Genomic DNA, 16925 nt, shown 5'->3' with positions numbered 1-16925 from the left:
GGCGAGGAGCGCTTTCTGCGGTTCGTGTGAACGGAGAGGCGTTCCGTGGCTCGCCGGTCCCGGTGTGGTCCCGCCCCGGAGAACGCGCCGGGTGGTGGTGGTCCGGCGCGACGGCTCGGGGGTGCGTAGCGGGGTCGTCCGATGGCGTGCGGCCCGAGGGTGCAGGCGGCCGGAAACGCAGCACTCGGACCGCGTGGGTGCTCAGGGCACCCGTTTCGCGCGGGCGCTCATGGCACCCGGGCCTTGCGGCGCTCATGGCACCGGTGCACGCGGGCGTCTACGGCACCCGGACCTCGCGGAGGAACGCGGCGACCCACGGGAAGTGGTCCGTGCCCCCTACCCGGTCTTGGTGCGTTCCGTGGGCTCGACCTCCGGGGTCCGGCAGCGAGGCGGCGACGGACTCCGTCGTGCCGAGGGCGGATTCCACCGCAGTCGGCCGGGCCTTGCCGATGCCCAACTGACCGGCCTGCGCCGGGTCGGCCACGGTGAAGGCGAGCAGCGCGAGCGCGGTCAGACCTCCGAACTTGGTGAACAACCGTCCCACGGGAGCTCCTGGTGCACTGACGCCATGGCGATCATGGCGAATGCGACGGACTGTAGTGGAATGCATAGGGACAGTGGCATATGTCGTCCCCCGATTGGATCACACGTTTCCAGCCATTCTGGTAGGTCTGAGGAGGGATTGGGCGGCTGACCTGCCTTGCCGCCGAGGCGTGGCTGACCGGATATCGCCTCAGGCCGGAGACGGCGACTCCGGAGGGGTTGACGGTTGACGCGGGTGCGGCCGCACGGTTCACCCCACCCCGGACCGAGTCGCCCCGCCCACCCACCCCGGCTGTCGGCGCGCCCCGCCCCCCAGCCCGGCCGGTCGGCCCACCGCCATCCCGCTCGTCGGCTTCCGGAGCGCCGGCCCCGCCCGCCCCGGGCCGCCCGTGCCGTCGTACGCCCGCCTGCTCGTCCGCGTAGCCGCGGAGTCGCCCCGCTTGCTCGTCCGCGTAGCCGCGGAGCCGTCCCGCTTGCTCGTCCGCGTAGCCGCGGAGCCGCCCCTCCCGTGGGGGAGGGGCGGCTCCGTCATGGTGAGTCACCGGGTTTGCGCCCCGGGTCCCGGCGGGCGGACGCTGGACGGGTCCCGGTCGGTCAGACCCCGACCGGCTTCTTGGGCTCGGTCGGCGCGGGTCCCTCCGGGTCGACGGCCGGTGCGGTGGCCGGGGTACCCGCCGTGGGGGCGGCCGTGGCGGCGGTGGCCGTGGCGGGCACCGGGGTGGCGGCGGGCTCCTGCGACACGTTGAACTCGGCCAGCAGGTCCTTGCTGAAGCCGAAGAAGTACGTGGCGGCGAACCCGACGACGTAACCGACGATCAGCCCACCGGCGTAGATCGCGACGGTCGTGCCGAGGCCCTTGCTGCCGTCGAGCAGCGGGAAGAGGGCCCAGCCGGACGGGCCGATGGCGGTGGAGCCGACCGCGTCGCCGAGCTGGTTGAACAGCCCCACGAAACCGCCGCCGAACGCGCCGCCGACGCAGGCCGTGATGAACGGGCGGCCGAGGGGCAGCGAGACACCGTAGATCAGCGGCTCGCCGACGCCCAGCAGACCGGCCGGCAGCGAGGACTTGATGGTGCGGCGGATCGACTCGTTGCGCGGGAGGCGGAGGTAGACCGCGACGGCCGCACCGACCTGGCCGGCGCCCGCCATGGCGAGGATCGGGAGCAGGACCGTGTAGCCCTGACCCTCGATGAGCGTGGTGTGGATCGGGATGAGCGCCTGGTGCAGGCCGAGCATCACCAGCGGCAGGAAGAAGCCGCCGAGCAGCAGGCCCGCGCCCGCGCCACCGTGGGAGAGCAGCCAGTCGGCGAAGGTGCCGATGCCGGAGGAGACCTCACCGGCCACGAACATCAGGCCGAAGATCGTGACGAGACCCGAGATCAGGACCGTGAGGGTCGGCGTGACCAGCACGTCCAGGGCCTCCGGCACCCAGCGCCGGCACCACTTCTCGACGTAGACGGCGAGGGCGGCCGCGGCGAGGGCGCCGAGGACACCGCCCTGACCGGGCGACAGCGTCTGGCCGAAGGCGTCGATGTTGGCGACGCCCGCGTAGACGATGATCGCGGCGACCGCACCACCGAGAATCGGCGTGCCGCCGAACTCCTTCGCCGTGTTGTACCCCACGAACACCGCGATCAGGGCCATGAAGCCGGAGGCGATGGCGGCCAGCGCGGGGGTCACCGCGGGCAGCCATTCCAGGTTGATCAGCAGGCCGTTGAGACCGGCGATGATGCCGCAGCCGATGAGGGCCGGGATCAGCGGGACGAAGATGTTGGCGATCTTGCGCAGGAACAGCTTGAACGGGGTGGCGTTCTTCGCCTTCCGCGCGGCCCGGATCTCCGCGCCCTGCGCGGCCAGTTCCTCGGCGCTCACCGGGGCCGAACCGGCCGCCGTCTCCGAACCGGCCGCCGTCTCCGTGCCGGCCGCCGTCGCCCCGCCATTCGCCGCCGGGGCGGGCGTCGCGGCCGGAGCCGCCGCCCGTTCCTCCTCGACCAGTTTCTCGAACTCCGGGGTCACCCGGGCGACGGTGCCCGGCCCGAGGACGATCTGGTAGGTGTCGTCGTCGACCACGCCCATCACGGCGGGGAGCGCCTTCAGGGCGTCCTCGTCGACGAGGGTCCGGTCGTGCAGGCCCAGTCGGAGCCGGGTCATGCAGTGGACGACGGAGCCGACGTTCGCGGCGCCACCGACGAGCGGCAGGATCGCGGCGGCAGTGGCGCGGTTCTTGTCATCAGGTGCCATGGTGCGGGGTGCCTTGCTGTGCGGGGGGTTGTGGGGGGTTCGGACGGACGGGTCAGAGGGCGGAGGCGGCGGCGAGCGCGGCCCGCAGGTGGCCCTGGGACTCGCTCAGCAGCCGGGCGGCGGTCGGGCCGTCCACCTGGCCGAGGACGATGAGGATCGCGTGCTTGACCTCGCCGCCGGTGGCGGCGAGGGCGGACTCGATCTCCGCGTCGGAGGCTCCGGTGGCCAGCGACACGATGCGGCGCGAGCGGGCCTGGAGCTTCTCGTTCGAGGCGCGCACGTCGACCATCAGGTTTCCGTAGGTCTTGCCGAGACGGATCATCGTGATGGTCGAGATCATGTTGAGCACGAGCTTCTGGGCCGTGCCGGCCTTCAGACGCGTCGAGCCGGTGAGCAGTTCGGGGCCGGTGACGACCTCCAGGCCGTGCTCGGCGGCGGCGGCGAGCGCGGAGTCGGCGTTGCACGACAGGCCGAGGGTGAGGGCGCCCGCCGCACGGGCGTGCTCGACCGCGCCGATCGCGTACGGGGTGCGGCCCGAGGCGGAGATGCCCACCACCGTGTCGTCGGCGGTCAGGCCGAGACCGTCGAGGTCGGCGGCGGCCAGTTCCTTGCTGTCCTCCGCGCCCTCGACGGCCTTCACCATGGCGGAGGGGCCGCCCGCGATCAGGCCGACGACCTCGGACGGGTCGGTGTTGAAGGTGGGCGGGCACTCGCTGGCGTCCAGCACGCCGAGGCGGCCCGCCGTGCCGGCGCCCGCGTAGATCAGTCGGCCGCCGCGCGCCATGCGGTCCGCCACCGCGTCGATCGCGGCGGCGATCTCCGGGAGCCGTTCGGCCACCGCGGAGGCGACGGACTGGTCCTCGCCGTTCATGATCCGCGCGATCTCCGGCGTGGACAGCCGGTCGATCTCGGCGAGCTCGGGGCGGAACGCCTCGGTCGCGAGGCCGGCGAGTTGCGCGCGCAGTTCGCCGTAGCCGGCGTCGGCCGCGGCGGGCGTGCTGGCGGTGGTACCGGAGGCTGCGGAGGTGGTCATGGAAGCGGCTCTGCTTTCTCGATGCGTGCTACGCCGGCCGGGTGCGGGGCGGGCGACGGTTCAGCGGGTACGGGGGTGTCGGTGGGCGAGCGCCTCGTAGGAGGCGGAGAGGGCCGGGGCGGCCGTCTCGTAGGTGAGCTGGGCGACCCCTATGAAGAGGCAGTCCACGACCAGGAGCTGGCTGGTGCGGCTCGACATGGCGGCGGGCCGCAGCTCGCTCTCCCGCGAGGTCGCCGTGGTCAGCACGTGGTCGGCGTACTGGGTGACCGCGCTGTCGGGGCGACCGGTGATCGCCACGGTGGTCGCGCCGTGGTCGAAGGCCACCCGGAGGGGCTCGATCACGTCGCTGGTCGAACCGGAGTGGGTGACCGCGATCGCCATGTCCCCGGCCCGCAGCTGGACGGCGTTGGTGACCGCCAGGTGCGGGTCGGAGTGGGCGTGCGCGATCAGCCCGATCCGCAGGAGCTTCTGTGCCAGGTCCTGTCCGACGAGGGACGAGGCGCCCACGCCGTACACGTCGATGCGGCGGGCGGTCGCCGCGGCCGCGACGACGGCCGCGAGCTGCGCCGTGTCGAGTCCCGCGGCCGTGTCGGCGAGCGTCTGCTGCTCGTCGAGGGCCAGCTTGGTGACCACGTCCGCTATCGGATCATCCACCGAGATGTCGGCGGTGACCACGGGCGCCCGTCCCGATTCCTGGTGGGCGGCGAGCCCTGCCAGGGCGAGTCGGAGGTCCCGGTAGCCGGGGTATCCGAGCAGGCGCGCGGTGCGTACGACGGTGGCTTCGCTGGTGCCGGTGCGCTCGGCGAGACCGGTGACCGTGAGCGCGGCGCAGCCGGCCGGGTCGCCGGCGACGGCTTCGGCGACGAGCTGCATGGAGCGGGTCATCGACGGCGCGAGCGTCCGCACCTTGGCCGCGAGGGCGGCCGGCGCGGGCGGGTTCTCGCCGGTGAAACTTTCCTTCAGAACGTTGGTCACATCTGAAAGATATTTTCAACCCTCTCGTCCGTCAACCCTCCATTGGTCCCTTTTCCGCCGGGACCATGGGGGCCCGGCGACCCCAGCCCTCCGGACCCACGGCCCCGGCGGGCACCGCGATCGCCGGGCCCGGCCGCGGCGGGGCGACAATGGGCGCATGGAGCTGAACCCCCTGGAGCAAGCACTGCACACCGCGCGCGCCCTCGTCATGGCCGATCTCGTGGCCGGCGACGTCGCGGAGGCGGAGATCGTCTCGATGGTCGAGGACGCGGTGACCGAGCGCCGGTGGTGGGTGGAGCAGTGGCCGCAGGGTGCGGAGTTCGTCGCCGGGCTGATCGCTCAGGACGTGCAGGACGCGCTGCTCGAAAAGTACGGCCGCTGGCCGCTGTGCCCGGTCTGTACGGAAGACGGGCCGCACGCCCTCGACGTGGAGCCCGAACTGGGGCCCGACCCGCACTGGGTCTGCACCAAGGCGGCCGTGCGGGTGGCCCCGGTCGGCGGCCTGGCCGGAATACCGGGCCGATGACGGTGTACATCGACCCGCCGACCTGGCCGGGCCACGGGCGGCTCTGGTCGCACCTGGTCAGCGACGAGTCGTTCGAGGAACTGCACGCCTTCGCGGCCGCCGTCGGCTGCCCGCCGCGCGCCTTCGAGCGGGACCACTACGACGTACCGGAATCGCGCTACGCCGACGTGGTACGGGCCGGGGCGCGGGAGATCGGCTCGAAGGAACTGGTCCGGCGCATCACCGAGGCGGGGCTGCGCCGACCGAAGGGACGGCCCGCGCCCGGCGGCGCGGCCTGACGCGCCCGGCGGCCCGAGCACCCCACGGCCCACCAGCACCCCGAGCCGCCGCCCGGCCGCGCGAACGAGCCGGGCCACACCCCCAGGTCGCGTGAGCACCCCACGCCGGCCTCCCGGCCGCCCGGCCGCGCGAGCGCGCCGCGCCCACCGCACGCCCTACGAGCGCGCCCGCCTCACGAGCCACGCACTCCTACGAGCAGGCCGGGCCCACGCGGTCGTCGGAACCGGTCGGCAGCACCGCCGGTTCCCCGGTGAGCGGTCCGGGCACGGGCTTCGCCGGTTCCGAACGCGCCACCGTCCTGGACCGCTGGGCCGGTACGGCCGTTCCGTCGCCGCCCGCGCTCCTGCGCAGCCGCAGCGCGACGCCGAGCACCCCGAGGGCGACCAGCAGCATCGCCGCGCCCGCCCAGGCGGTGGCGGCGTAACCGAAGTCCGCGTCGATCACCGTGCCGCCGAGCCAGGGGCCGCTGGTGTTGCCCAGGTTGAAGGCGGCGGTGGTGGTGGCGCCCGCCAGCGTCGGGGCGGCCCCGGCCACGTTGAACATCCGGGCGTTCAGGGCGGGGGCCGTGAAGAAGCACGAGAGGCCGAGCAGGAACGCCAGCGCGACCAGGACCACCGGATGCGACGCGAACAGCGCCATCGCCACCAGGAACACCGTGGAGCCGGCGATGCCGGTCAGCAGCACCCCGAAGAGGTGCGCGTCCGCGACCCGGCCCCCGACCGCGGTGCCGACCAGCGCGCCCACGCCGAACAGTGCCAGCACCCACGGCACCCAGCCCGACTCCAGCCCGGCCACGTCCGTCAGCAGCGGCGCCAGATAGCTGAACGTGCAGAACACCCCGCCCGCCGCGAGGGCGGTGACCACGATGGCCAGCCACACCTGCTTGTCGCGGTAGATGGCCGTCTCGCTCCGCAGACTCGGCTTCTCGGCCGGCAGCGGGATACGGGGGATGCGCGTCACCACGCCCACCAGCGCCACCGCCGACGCGACGCCCACCGCCCAGAACGCGGACCGCCAGCCCAGGCTCTCGCCCAGCAGCGCGCCGAGCGGCACACCCATCACGTTGGCGATCGACAGACCGCCGATCATCACCGCCATCGCCCGCGCCCTCATGTTCAGCGGCACCATCGCCACGGCGACCGCCGCGCCCACCGCCCAGAACCCGGCGCAGGCCAGCGCGCTCACCACCCGTGACACGAACAGCACCTCGTACGAGGGGGCCAGCGCACCGGCCACCTGCCCGAGCCCGAAGACCGCGATCAACGCCACCAACGTGGTGCGCCGGGGCAGCCGGAGGGTGGCCACCGCCAGCAGGGGGGCGCCCACCACCATGCCGATGGCGAACGCGGATATGAGGAGGCCTGCCTGCGGAATCGATACGCCCATGTCCTCGGCGATCGGCGGCAGCAGCCCGGACAGCATGAACTCGCTGGTTCCGAGCGCGAAGACGGAGAGGCCGAGAATGTACACGGCGAGGGGCATCCGGGGGTGTCCGGCGGCAGAGTCGGGCATGACCATGGCTAACGATCGGGCTGTTCCGGGCATTCCCGCCGGTGCCGGCCGGTGCCGGCCGGTGTCGCGTACCGGCCACGACGGGCGTGCGGGCCGGTGTCCGCGCGCGACGCCGCAGTGACGGGTGGGGCGGCCGGGGCGATGGGGACCGGTGGGGCGGGATGGTTCGGTTCGCCCTCCTTTACCGCCGTGTCGACGGGGGCATGCTCGAAGCCGGGAGACGACCGACGCACGGGGGGCGGCGCATGTCCGGTGGCGGCAGGAACGGCCGAAGACCGAGAAAGATCGCCCAGGGATGGTTCTGGGCCGAGGTGTTCGAGGCGGCGACCGAGTTCGTGCGGTCGCGCGGGGTCTGGGTGGTGGTGGGCAACGCGGGCACGTTCTTCACAGCCCTGGCGGCACTCGTGCACTACTGGTCGCGCCCGTTGCCGTTCGGCGCCTACGCGGTCGTGCAGCTCGGGTGCCTGGCCTGGCAGGCGATCGCCCTGCTACCGGTGGTCCTGCCCGGCCGTGCGGCGACCCTGCGTGACGCACAGGAGTTCGCGGACCTGCACGAGGGGATGACGGTGCTGACGCTCTGCGGGTCGGGGATATTCGGGATGTTCCCGGGAGTGATGCTCCTCATCGCCTTCGGCGTGGACTCGGAGCGCCCGCCCTGGGGCGCCCTGCTGTTCTCCGGGACGGCTCTCATGCTGGCCTGCGTGGCGGGCCTGTGCCTCGCGACCGGCGTGTCCCACCGTGTACAGGCGCGCTACCGTGCGGCCGGGCCGCCCGGCGTTTCGCACTGGCAGGACGGCGGGGACGGCTTCGCCGACGCGGATGCGGGAGGCTCGGACGGCGACTGAGGGACGCGCCGACCGCCGCCACGGTCACCGCTGACCCGCCAAGGCTTCCGGCGCCCCTGACCAGCCACCGCCTGACCAGCCGCCGCTTCCGCCGGCCTCTGACCCGCCCGTGCGCCGCTTCTCCGTCCCGTCGTCCCGCCGGCCCGTCGCTCTCGCCGTCCCGGCTCCGTGGACGGCGCTCTCAGTCCGTGCCGTCCGCCCCGGTCAGCAGCTCCAGCTCCGTCGCCAGGTTGTGCCGGGCCCGCTCCTCCCACTCCCGCGCGCCGTGCGGGGTGCGGAAGAGCCGGGGCAGTTCCAGCAACTGGCGCAGCACCGCCGACCGGCCCTCCCGGAACGCCTCGTCCGGCACGAAGCCGTACTCCTCGCGGACCTGCGCGGCGTACTCCGCGTACTCCTTCGGCGACGACGCGAGGATCGCCAGGTCCGCGTCGCACAGGACTTCGCCGTCGCGGTCGCCGGGCTCCGGTGCGTGGGTGACGGTCAGCCGGACCAGCCGGGCGACTTCGGACGTGGCGTCGGCCGGGACCCCGGCCTCGGACAGCGCCCGCTCGGCGAGAGCCGCGCTGCGCTCCTCGTTCTCCGTCCGGTCCGGCCGGTACACCGCGTCGTGGAACCACGCCGCGAGCCGCACCCGCGCGGGGTTCGCGGCATGCCCGGCCAGGACGTCGATCCGGTCCAGGACCGCCGTCAGATGGGCGGTGGTGTGGTACCTGCGCTGCGGCTCGGCCCACCGGGCGAGCAGGTTCTCGGCGTACGGCGCCGGGTCCGGTCCGTCGGCCCCGCCACGCGCGGCGTCCAGCGCCTCCTGCCAGCGGGTACGGAGGTCGGTGCCGGACGCGTCGCCGGACGCGTCGTCGGTTCCGGGGCTGCGGTGGTCTGTCATGGGACGACTCTAGGACGGTGGCGGACCGTCCTGGCGGAGCGATCGGCGGAGCGGGACGTTCCGGGGCTCGGGTTGCTAGCGTGCTGCCCGTGATGATGGATCTCAACGCCGACCTCGGTGAGGGCTTCGGCCGCTGGACCCTCACGGACGACGACGCGCTGCTCGACTGCGTCACCAGCGCCAACGTCGCCTGCGGCTTCCACGCGGGGGACCCCTCGGTGATGCGCCGGGTGTGCGCCGCGGCGGCGGAACGCGGGGTGAGCATCGGCGCGCAGGTCTCCTACCGCGACCTGGCCGGCTTCGGACGCCGCTCCATGGACGTGCCCGCCGCCGAGCTGACCGCCGAGATCGCCTACCAGATCGGCGCCCTGCGGGTCTTCGCGGAGGCCGCGGGCAGCACCGTCTCCTACGTGAAACCGCACGGCGCGCTCTACAACCGGACCGTCCGGGACGAGGAACAGGCCGCGGCGGTCGTCGAGGGCGTGCTGCTCGCGGGCGCCACGCCGGCCGTCCTCGGGCTCCCCGGCTCACGGCTGCTGGAGCACGTACGGGCCGCCGGGCTGACCGCCGTCGAGGAGGCGTTCGCGGACCGGGCCTACACCCCGCAGGGCACCCTGGTTCCGCGCGGGGAGGCCGGCGCGGTGGTGCACGACCCCGACGAGGTGGTGCGCCGGAGCGTCGGCATGGCGGTCGGACGCACGGTGACCTGTGCCGACGGCACCGACATCCTCATCGAGGCGCGTTCGCTCTGCGTGCACGGCGACACCCCGGGCGCGGCGGCGCTCGCCCGGCGGGTGCGGGGCGAGCTGGAGGCGGCGGGCGTCACCGTCCGGGCGTTCGCGTGACCGCCGCCGCTCCCACCCCGGCCGAAGGAAGCGGCGACGGCAGCAGCCGTGGAGGCGGCGACGGCAGCAGCGGCGGAGGCGGCGGGCCGGTGGCTCGGCCCGCTCCGGTACGGGTGCTGCCCGCCGGGCGGGAAGCTCTGCTGGTGGAACTGGACTCCGCGGAGGCGGCCGAGGCGTTCCACGCCGAGGTGGTGCGCCGGCGTGCGCGCGGCGACCTGCCCGGGGTGCGCGAGGTCGTGCCCGGCGCGCGCACGGTGCTGCTGGACGGCCTCGCCGGCTCCTCCGACGCCGACCGGGGGCGGCTCGCCCGCGCGCTGGAGTCGTGGACCGTCGAGCCGCTGCACCGGGCCGAGGGACCCCGGACCGAGATCCGGGTGGTCTACGACGGGCCGGATCTGGCCGAGGTCGCCGGGATGTGGGGCGTCGCTCCCCAGGAGGTGGCGGCCCTCCACTCGGCGACGGCCTTCCGGGTGGCGTTCTGCGGGTTCGCGCCGGGGTTCGGCTATCTCACCGGTCTGCCGGAACACCTCCACGTGCCCCGGCGCGCGACCCCGCGCACCCGGGTCCCGGCCGGTGCGGTGGCGCTGGCCGGTCCGTACACGGGCGTCTATCCGCGTCCCTCGCCCGGCGGGTGGCGGCTGGTCGGGCGGATGGAGGACCCGGACCGGCTCTGGGACCCGGCCCGCGAACCCGCCGCCCTGCTCGCACCGGGCACCCGGGTCCGCTTCGTGCCGGTGGAGGCGCACGGATGACCGCCCCGGACGAGACCGGGACGGCGTCCGGCACGGTCCGGCCCGACGCGCGGGCGCCCGGATCCACCGATGGCGCCGCCACGCTCACGGTGGTGCGCGCCGGTGCGCTGACCACCGTGCAGGACGGCGGCCGTACCGGCTGGGCGCACCTCGGCGTGGCGCGCGCCGGAGCACTCGACGAACCCGCACGCCTGCTGGCCAACCGGCTCCTCGGCAACGATCCCGGGGCCGCCGTGCTGGAGACCACGATGACGGGATGCGCGGTCCGCGCAGACCGGGACATGGTGGCGGTCGTCGGCGGCGCGGTGTGCCGGGTGACGGTCGACGGACGCCCGGCCGCCTGGGGCGCACCCGTACGCGTACCGGCCGGAGCGGTGCTCGACGCGGGCCCGGCGCTCAGCGGGGTGCGCGGTTGCCTGGCGTTCGACGGCGGCGGGCTGCTGCCCGAGCCGGTGCTCGGCAGCCGGTCGGCGGACCTGCTGTCCGGCCTCGGACCGCCCCCGCTCCACGACGGCGACGAGCTGCCCGTCGGGCGTGCGCCGGAGCGCGGCGTCCCCGCGCTCCCCGTCGCCGCCCCGTGGCCCGGCGCGCCCGCCGTGCTGGTCCTGCCCGTGCGCCTCGGTCCGCGCGACGCGTGGTTCACCCCCGGTGCGCTGCGGACCCTGTTCACCGCCGCCTACCGGGTCTCCGCGCAGAGCAACCGCATCGGCCTGCGCACCGAGGGCCCCGCCCTCGCGCGTGTCCGCGACGGCGAACTGCCCAGCGAGGGCATGGTGCTCGGCGCGGTGCAGGTGCCGCCCGACGGCCGGCCGGTCGTCTTCCTCAACGACCACCCGACCACCGGCGGCTATCCGGTCGTCGGTGTCGTCGCCGCGCCCGCCCTCGCGGCGGCCGCGCAGGCGGCCCCCGGCACCCCGGTCAGATTCGTACCCGCCTGAGTCCCGCCCGCCCCTGGCGGTGCCTGTCCGTGCCCGTCCGTGCCCGTCCGTGCCTGTGCCCCCGGTTCGCCCCCGGGTTCGCACGGACTACGCCGGCCGGGGACGTACGGGGCATCCTGGGCGACGTCCGGACGTGCCGGACCTCCCGGCCCGCACCGGCAGCGGAATCGGGCGGCGGCGGGCTGCGCCGCTTGATGATCGACCGTAGGCTGGCTAATGGACTAGACCTGTGGGCAGCTCTCTGAGAATGGTGGGGTCGTATGAGCAACCGTGCAGTCCTGGAGGTGATCGCTCTCGACGTGGAGGACGCGGTCGCGGCCCGGGCCGGAGGTGCGGACCGGCTCGAACTGGTCACCGACATGGCGGCGGACGGCCTCACCCCGTCGCGGGAGACGTTCGCCGCCGTCCGTGAGGCCGTCGGTATCCCGGTCCGCGTGATGCTCAGGGAGAGCGACGGGTTCGCCGCGGGCGACATCGACGCGCTGGTCCGACGGGCGCGGGAGCTGCGCGCGGCGGGTGCGGACGAGTTCGTCCTCGGCTTCCTCGACGAGGAGGGGCACCCCGACCTCGTCGCGGTCGAACGGCTGGTGGCGGCCCTGGACGGCTGCCGGTGGACGTTCCACCGGGCGATCGACCGGGCCGTCGACCGGGCGGCGCTGCGCAAGCAGCTCGCCGACCTGCCGGGCCTGGACACCTACCTCACCGCCGGCTCCGCGAGCGGTGTCGACGACGGCATCCCGACCCTGCTCGACGAGGCGTCCCGCGGCCGCGAACCCGGCTACGAGCCGCAGCTCCTCGTCGGCGGCGGTCTCCGCCTCGACCACCTGCCCCGCCTGCGCGAGGCGGGACTCGACGCCTTCCACATCGGCGGCGCGGCCCGTCCACAGGGCTGGAACGGCCCGGTGGACGAAGCGGCGGTGCGCGCATGGCGCGAGGCCCTCGACGGTTGAGGCGGCCGAGGCCGCTGTTCCCCACCGAGCGCGCGCGGGGGCAGGCCGCCCGCACCGGCCGCTACGCCGTGAGTGCCTCCGGCAGCGGTGCGGCGTGCACCACGGCGAGGCCGGAGACCGCACGGGTCAGCGCCACGTACAGCCGGCGCAGGCCCGTGCGCCCGTCCGGTTCGCCGTCGACCACCGCGGCCGGTTCGTCCAGCACCACGTAGTCGTACTCCAGGCCCTTCGCGAGCGAGGCCGGGACCAGGGTGAGACGGGACTCGGCGCTCGTCTCCTCGCCCGGTGACAGGTACGCGTGACCCGCCGCCGTCAGCGCCCCGGCGAGCGCCGGGATGCGGGCGTCGGCCGCGATCAGACCGATCGAGCCCTCCCGGTGCAGCGACTCCTCGCACGCGGCGACCACCGCCGCGTCCAGCGCGTCGCCCGCCACCTCCGTGACCGTCAGCGACCCCGGCGACTCACGCACCGACTCCACCGGGGCCAGCCCCGGCGAGATGGCCGGCAGCAGCCGCGAGGCGTACGCGATCACCTCGCGCGGCACGCGGAAGCCCGCCGTCAGCTCCTCCACCACCGCGTCCGGCTTGCCCAGGTGCGCCAGCGCCTGCGCCCAGCTCGCCGTCGACCACGGGGTGGTGCCCTGCGCCAGGTCGCCGAGGACCGTCACCGAACCGGTCGAGCAGCGCCGCCCCACCGCGCGGTACTGCATCGGCGACAGGTCCTGCGCCTCGTCGAGCACCACCAGCCCGAGCGACTGGGTGCGGGAGACCAGGTCGCGGGCCTCGTCGATCAGCACCGCGTCCGCCGCCGACCACTTCACCGACTTCACGCTCCGGGCCGGCTTCGTCCACAGGATCGTCCTCTGCTCGTCCTCGTCGAACAGGCCCTCGGCGTGCGCGCCGAGGAAATCGGCGTCGGACAGCAGCCGCAGTACCAGCTTCGCCGGGTCCACCGCCGGCCAGATCGCCTTCACCGCCGCCTTCACGGCGGGGTTGCGGGCCACCGCGTTCTGCACCCGGTCGTCGGGCGCCTCGCCCGCCTCCTCCATGCGGACCAGGACGCTGTGCGCGATGCGCTGCGGCAACGCCTCGTGAGCGGCCCCGTACCGCATGTCACGGGCCAGCAACTCCGTGACCATCTCCGCCACTTCGTACGCCGGGACCCGCCAGCGGCGCGAGCCGCGGACCACCACGACCGGTTCGGTCGGCGGGGTCACGTGCGAGCGGATCGCCCGCCGCAGCACCTCCGCCATCCGCGCGTCGCCCTTGAGGACGGCTGCCGGGGCCTCGTCCGTGCCGCGCACCTCGACGTCCTTGGTCACCAGGTCGTCCACGGTGGCCTGCGCCACCGACAGCTCGCCGAGAGCGGGCAGCACCTGCTCGATGTACTGGAGGAACGAGCGGTTCGGCCCGATGACGAGGGTGCCGGTGCGGGCCAGCCGCTCCCGGTGCGCGTAGAGCAGGTAGGCGACCCGGTGCAGGCCGACGGCGGTCTTGCCGGTGCCGGGGCCGCCCTGCACGCAGACCGATCCGGCGAGGCCGCCGCGGACGATCTCGTCCTGCTCCGGCTGGATCGTGGCCACGATGTCGCGCATCGGACCCACGCGGGGCCGCTCGATCTCCGCCTGGAGCAGCCGGCTGGTGTGCGCGGACTCCGTGGGGTCGGTGAGGTTCTCGTCCTCGTACGCGCTGAGATCGCCGCCGGTGTAGCCGAACCGTCGGCGCAGCCCCACGTCCTGCGGGTCCTTGCGGGAGGCGCGGTAGAACGGCTGGGAGACGGGCGCGCGCCAGTCGATGACCATCGGGTCGCCGTCGGCGTCGTGCACGTGGCGGCGGCCGATGTAGAACCGCTCGCCCTCGGCGCCCTCGGCCCGATCCGCACCCACCGGGTGCAGGTAGTCCAGGCGCCCGAAGAAGAGCGGGGTGCCGGCGAGGTCGGCGAGCGCCTTGATGCGCTCGTCCATCTGCGCCTGAAGGACGGCGGCGTTGACCCAGTTCGCGGTGACGTCGCGGATGTCGAGGGACTGCACGTCCTCCCGCATGGCGCGCAGCGCGGCCCGGGAGGCGTGCAGATGGGACCGCTCGCGGGCGAGTGGATCGGTGGACGGATCGCTTTCCGCAAGAGGGGACGCGGACACGGTGGAGCCTCCGGCTTTTCGGCGCGGGTCGAAACCGCGCGGCACCGTCGGGCGGGGCGCGGTCCGTTCCCTGAAAGGAATCACACGGGTACGCGGCGGGAGCGCGCGTACGGCTGTCGGCCGGTTTCCGTCCGGTCGGCGGCGCTCCCCCGGCTGCCGGTGCCGGAGAGGGGTTCTCCGGGCCGGTACCACGGTGCGGGAGGCGGGCAGACCGGCGATTGTATCCACGGCGGACAGGGCGGTCCAACCAATATCGTTGACGCGGCGCGAGGTTGACGTGCACCGCCCCGCCGCCCCGGCCGCCACTGCCCGGTCCGCTGCCCCTTACGGGTCGTGTCCTCCCGGCGTCCCGTACTCCGGGGAGAGGGCGTACGCCGCAGGGCTTGGGCGCCGGTGGGGAGGTCCACCCCGAGCGGCAGGTGAATGCCCCGGCATCCACCCCCGCGGGCCGACGCGTCCGGGCGGCCACCGGGAGCACCATGGAAGACATGAGCACCGCGCTTCTCGACCCCCGCAGGACCGGACCCGCGCACGGCGCGACCGCGGTCACCGGTCACCCCCGCCACCATCGCGCCGGCGACGCGCTCCGCGCCGTCAGGATCTTCGCCACCACCGCGTTCGACGTCGTCGTGCGCGGCGAGTACGCGGCGGACGCGGGCGTCCGCCGCGCCCGCTGAGCCCACCCGCCGCGCACCGGACCACCGCGCGCCCGCGCGCCGCGGCGGACCCCGTCAGCTTCCGGCGAGCAGTTCGTCCGAGTCGATGATCCGGTAGGCGTACCCCTGCTCGGCCAGGAACCGCTGGCGGTGCGCCGCGAAGTCCTGGTCGACGGTGTCCCGGGCGACCACCGAGTAGAACCGGGCCTCGTGCCCGTCCGCCTTCGGCCGCAGCACCCGGCCCAGGCGCTGGGCCTCCTCCTGGCGGGACCCGAACGTCCCGGAGACCTGGATGGCGACCGTGGCCTCCGGCAGGTCGATGGAGAAGTTGGCGACCTTCGAGACCACCAGGACGTTGATCTCGCCCTGCCGGAACGCCTCGAAGAGCTTCTCCCGCTGCGCGTTCGACGTCTCGCCCTTGATCACCGGCGCGTCCAGGTGCTCGCCCAGCTCGTCGAGCTGGTCGATGTACTGGCCGATGACGAGGGTCTGCTCGCCCCGGTGCTTGCGCACCAGCGCCTCGGTGACCTTGCGCTTCGTCGCCGTGGTGGCGCAGAACCGGTACTTCTCCTCCGTCTCGGCGGTCGCGTAGGCGAGCCGCTCGGAGTCGGTGAGGTTGACCCGGACCTCGACGCAGTCGGCGGGCGCGATGTAGCCCTGCGCCTCGATCTCCTTCCACGGCGCGTCGAACCGCTTGGGTCCGATCAGCGAGAACACGTCCGACTCGCGGCCGTCCTCGCGCACCAGCGTCGCGGTGAGCCCCAGCCGGCGGCGGGCCTGGAGGTCGGCGGTGAACTTGAAGACGGGGGCGGGCAGCAGGTGCACCTCGTCGTAGATCACCAGGCCCCAGTCGCGCGAGTCGAAGAGCTCCAGGTGCGGGTAGACGCCCTTGCGGCGCGTGGTGAGCACCTGGTACGTCGCGATGGTGACCGGGCGGATCTCCTTGCGGGTGCCGCTGTACTCGCCGATCTCCTCCTCGGTCAGCGAGGTCCGCTTCACCAGTTCGTGCTTCCACTGGCGGGCGGAGACGGTGTTGGTCACCAGGATCAGCGTGGTCGCCTTGGCCTCGGCCATCGCGCCCGCGCCGACCAGCGTCTTGCCCGCGCCGCAGGGCAGCACCACGACCCCGGAGCCGCCGTGCCAGAAGCCGTCGACGGCCTGCCGCTGGTAGGGCCGCAGCGACCAGCCGTCCTGGTCCAGCTCGATCGGGTGCGCCTCGCCGTCGACGTACCCGGCGAGGTCCTCGGCCGGCCAGCCCAGCTTCAGCAGCGTCTGCTTGATCTGCCCGCGCTCCGAGGGGTGCACGGCGACCGTGTCCGGGTCGAGCCGCGCCCCGACCAGCGGGGCCACCTTCTTGGACCGCAGGATCTCCTCCAGCACCGGCCGGTCGGTGCTGGTCAGCACGAGACCGTGGACGGGGTGCTTGGAGAGGGTGAGGCGGCCGTACCGGGCCATCGTCTCGGCGATGTCGACGAGGAGCGCGTGCGGCACGGGGTAACGCGAGTACTCCACCAGCGCGTCGACGACCTGCTCGGCGTCGTGCCCGGCCGCCCGTGCGTTCCACAGGCCGAGCGGCGTCAGCCGGTAGGTGTGCATGTGCTCCGGAGCGCGCTCCAGCTCGGCGAAGGGCGCGATGGCCCTCCGGCATGCCTCCGCCTGCTCGTGGTCGACTTCCAGGAGCAGTGTCTTGTCGCTCTGAACGATGAGGGGTCCGGTCACGTACGTACATCCCTTCCACGGGCCAAACGTCCAGTGTGCCGCATCGCGGGGCGGGGCGGAGGGGGTGCGGGCCGGGAGGTCTCCGGGCGGG

Annotated in this window: 16 protein-coding genes; 8 read left to right on the top strand and 8 right to left on the bottom strand. The window is 74.2% G+C overall.

Annotation, left to right across the window (positions count from 1 at the left end; translation table 11 throughout):
* Positions 1-277: 277 nt before the first annotated feature.
* From Q0994_RS17225 to Q0994_RS17210, 4 genes are all read right to left on the bottom strand, one after another.
* Positions 278-544, bottom strand: coding sequence for a hypothetical protein (locus tag Q0994_RS17225; RefSeq protein ID WP_299535451.1), 267 nt, complete (start codon positions 542-544; stop codon positions 278-280).
* 593 nt (positions 545-1137) lie between these two features.
* The gene (locus Q0994_RS17220; protein ID WP_299535449.1) at positions 1138-2784 is read right to left on the bottom strand and encodes a PTS transporter subunit EIIC; all 1647 of its coding nucleotides are present in this window, start codon (positions 2782-2784) and stop codon (positions 1138-1140) included.
* Positions 2785-2836: 52 nt separating this feature from the next.
* The gene (murQ, locus tag Q0994_RS17215; protein WP_299535446.1) at positions 2837-3817 is read right to left on the bottom strand and encodes an N-acetylmuramic acid 6-phosphate etherase; all 981 of its coding nucleotides are present in this window, start codon (positions 3815-3817) and stop codon (positions 2837-2839) included.
* A 60-nt stretch (positions 3818-3877) separates the two neighbouring features.
* Positions 3878-4792 (bottom strand): MurR/RpiR family transcriptional regulator, encoded by a 915-nt coding sequence (locus Q0994_RS17210; RefSeq protein WP_299535442.1) that lies wholly within the window; start codon positions 4790-4792, stop codon positions 3878-3880.
* A 157-nt stretch (positions 4793-4949) separates the two neighbouring features.
* Here Q0994_RS17210 and Q0994_RS17205 point away from each other — a divergent pair, with 157 nt between their 5' ends.
* Positions 4950-5318 (top strand): hypothetical protein, encoded by a 369-nt coding sequence (locus Q0994_RS17205; protein WP_299535440.1) that lies wholly within the window; start codon positions 4950-4952, stop codon positions 5316-5318.
* Positions 5315-5596, top strand: coding sequence for a DUF4031 domain-containing protein (locus tag Q0994_RS17200; RefSeq protein WP_299535437.1), 282 nt, complete (start codon positions 5315-5317; stop codon positions 5594-5596). The genes Q0994_RS17205 and Q0994_RS17200 overlap by 4 nt, the downstream gene beginning before the upstream one ends.
* Before the next feature lie 190 nt (positions 5597-5786).
* Here the strand turns inward: Q0994_RS17200 and Q0994_RS17195 are convergent, their stop codons facing one another.
* Positions 5787-7079 (bottom strand): Cmx/CmrA family chloramphenicol efflux MFS transporter, encoded by a 1293-nt coding sequence (locus tag Q0994_RS17195; protein ID WP_299535748.1) that lies wholly within the window; start codon positions 7077-7079, stop codon positions 5787-5789.
* A gap of 275 nt (positions 7080-7354) precedes the next feature.
* Between Q0994_RS17195 and Q0994_RS17190 the strand changes: the two genes are divergently transcribed.
* A complete protein-coding gene (locus Q0994_RS17190; protein WP_299535435.1) occupies positions 7355-7954 on the top strand; it encodes a hypothetical protein in 600 nt (199 codons plus the stop codon).
* 181 nt (positions 7955-8135) lie between these two features.
* Here the strand turns inward: Q0994_RS17190 and Q0994_RS17185 are convergent, their stop codons facing one another.
* A complete protein-coding gene (locus tag Q0994_RS17185) occupies positions 8136-8837 on the bottom strand; it encodes a hypothetical protein (RefSeq protein ID WP_299535433.1) in 702 nt (233 codons plus the stop codon).
* A gap of 95 nt (positions 8838-8932) precedes the next feature.
* Between Q0994_RS17185 and Q0994_RS17180 the strand changes: the two genes are divergently transcribed.
* From Q0994_RS17180 to Q0994_RS17165, 4 genes are all read left to right on the top strand, one after another.
* Positions 8933-9682 carry a LamB/YcsF family protein gene (locus tag Q0994_RS17180; protein WP_299535746.1) on the top strand — a complete coding sequence of 250 codons (750 nt, stop codon included), beginning with the start codon at positions 8933-8935 and terminating at the stop codon, positions 9680-9682.
* Between the two features lie 89 nt (positions 9683-9771).
* Positions 9772-10434, top strand: coding sequence for an allophanate hydrolase subunit 1 (locus tag Q0994_RS17175; protein ID WP_299535744.1), 663 nt, complete (start codon positions 9772-9774; stop codon positions 10432-10434).
* Complete coding sequence (locus tag Q0994_RS17170) at positions 10431-11372, top strand: biotin-dependent carboxyltransferase family protein (RefSeq protein WP_299535431.1); 942 nt, start codon at positions 10431-10433, stop codon at positions 11370-11372. The genes Q0994_RS17175 and Q0994_RS17170 overlap by 4 nt, the downstream gene beginning before the upstream one ends.
* A gap of 260 nt (positions 11373-11632) precedes the next feature.
* Positions 11633-12322 carry a copper homeostasis protein CutC gene (locus tag Q0994_RS17165; RefSeq protein WP_299535428.1) on the top strand — a complete coding sequence of 230 codons (690 nt, stop codon included), beginning with the start codon at positions 11633-11635 and terminating at the stop codon, positions 12320-12322.
* Positions 12323-12383: 61 nt separating this feature from the next.
* Here Q0994_RS17165 and Q0994_RS17160 read toward each other — a convergent pair whose 3' ends face one another.
* Positions 12384-14459 (bottom strand): AAA family ATPase, encoded by a 2076-nt coding sequence (locus Q0994_RS17160; protein WP_299535426.1) that lies wholly within the window; start codon positions 14457-14459, stop codon positions 12384-12386.
* Positions 14460-14947: 488 nt separating this feature from the next.
* On the opposite strand from Q0994_RS17160, the gene Q0994_RS17155 reads away from it, so the two are divergent.
* Positions 14948-15136, top strand: coding sequence for a hypothetical protein (locus Q0994_RS17155; protein WP_299535424.1), 189 nt, complete (start codon positions 14948-14950; stop codon positions 15134-15136).
* A gap of 54 nt (positions 15137-15190) precedes the next feature.
* Here Q0994_RS17155 and Q0994_RS17150 read toward each other — a convergent pair whose 3' ends face one another.
* Positions 15191-16834: a DNA repair helicase XPB gene (locus Q0994_RS17150; protein ID WP_299535422.1), complete on the bottom strand. Its 1644-nt coding sequence runs from the start codon at positions 16832-16834 to the stop codon at positions 15191-15193.
* Positions 16835-16925: the final 91 nt, after the last annotated feature.

Source organism: uncultured Streptomyces sp. (assembly GCF_947488945.1).
Lineage (GTDB): Bacteria > Actinomycetota > Actinomycetes > Streptomycetales > Streptomycetaceae > Streptomyces.
This window is presented reverse-complemented; position numbering and strand designations above follow the sequence as displayed.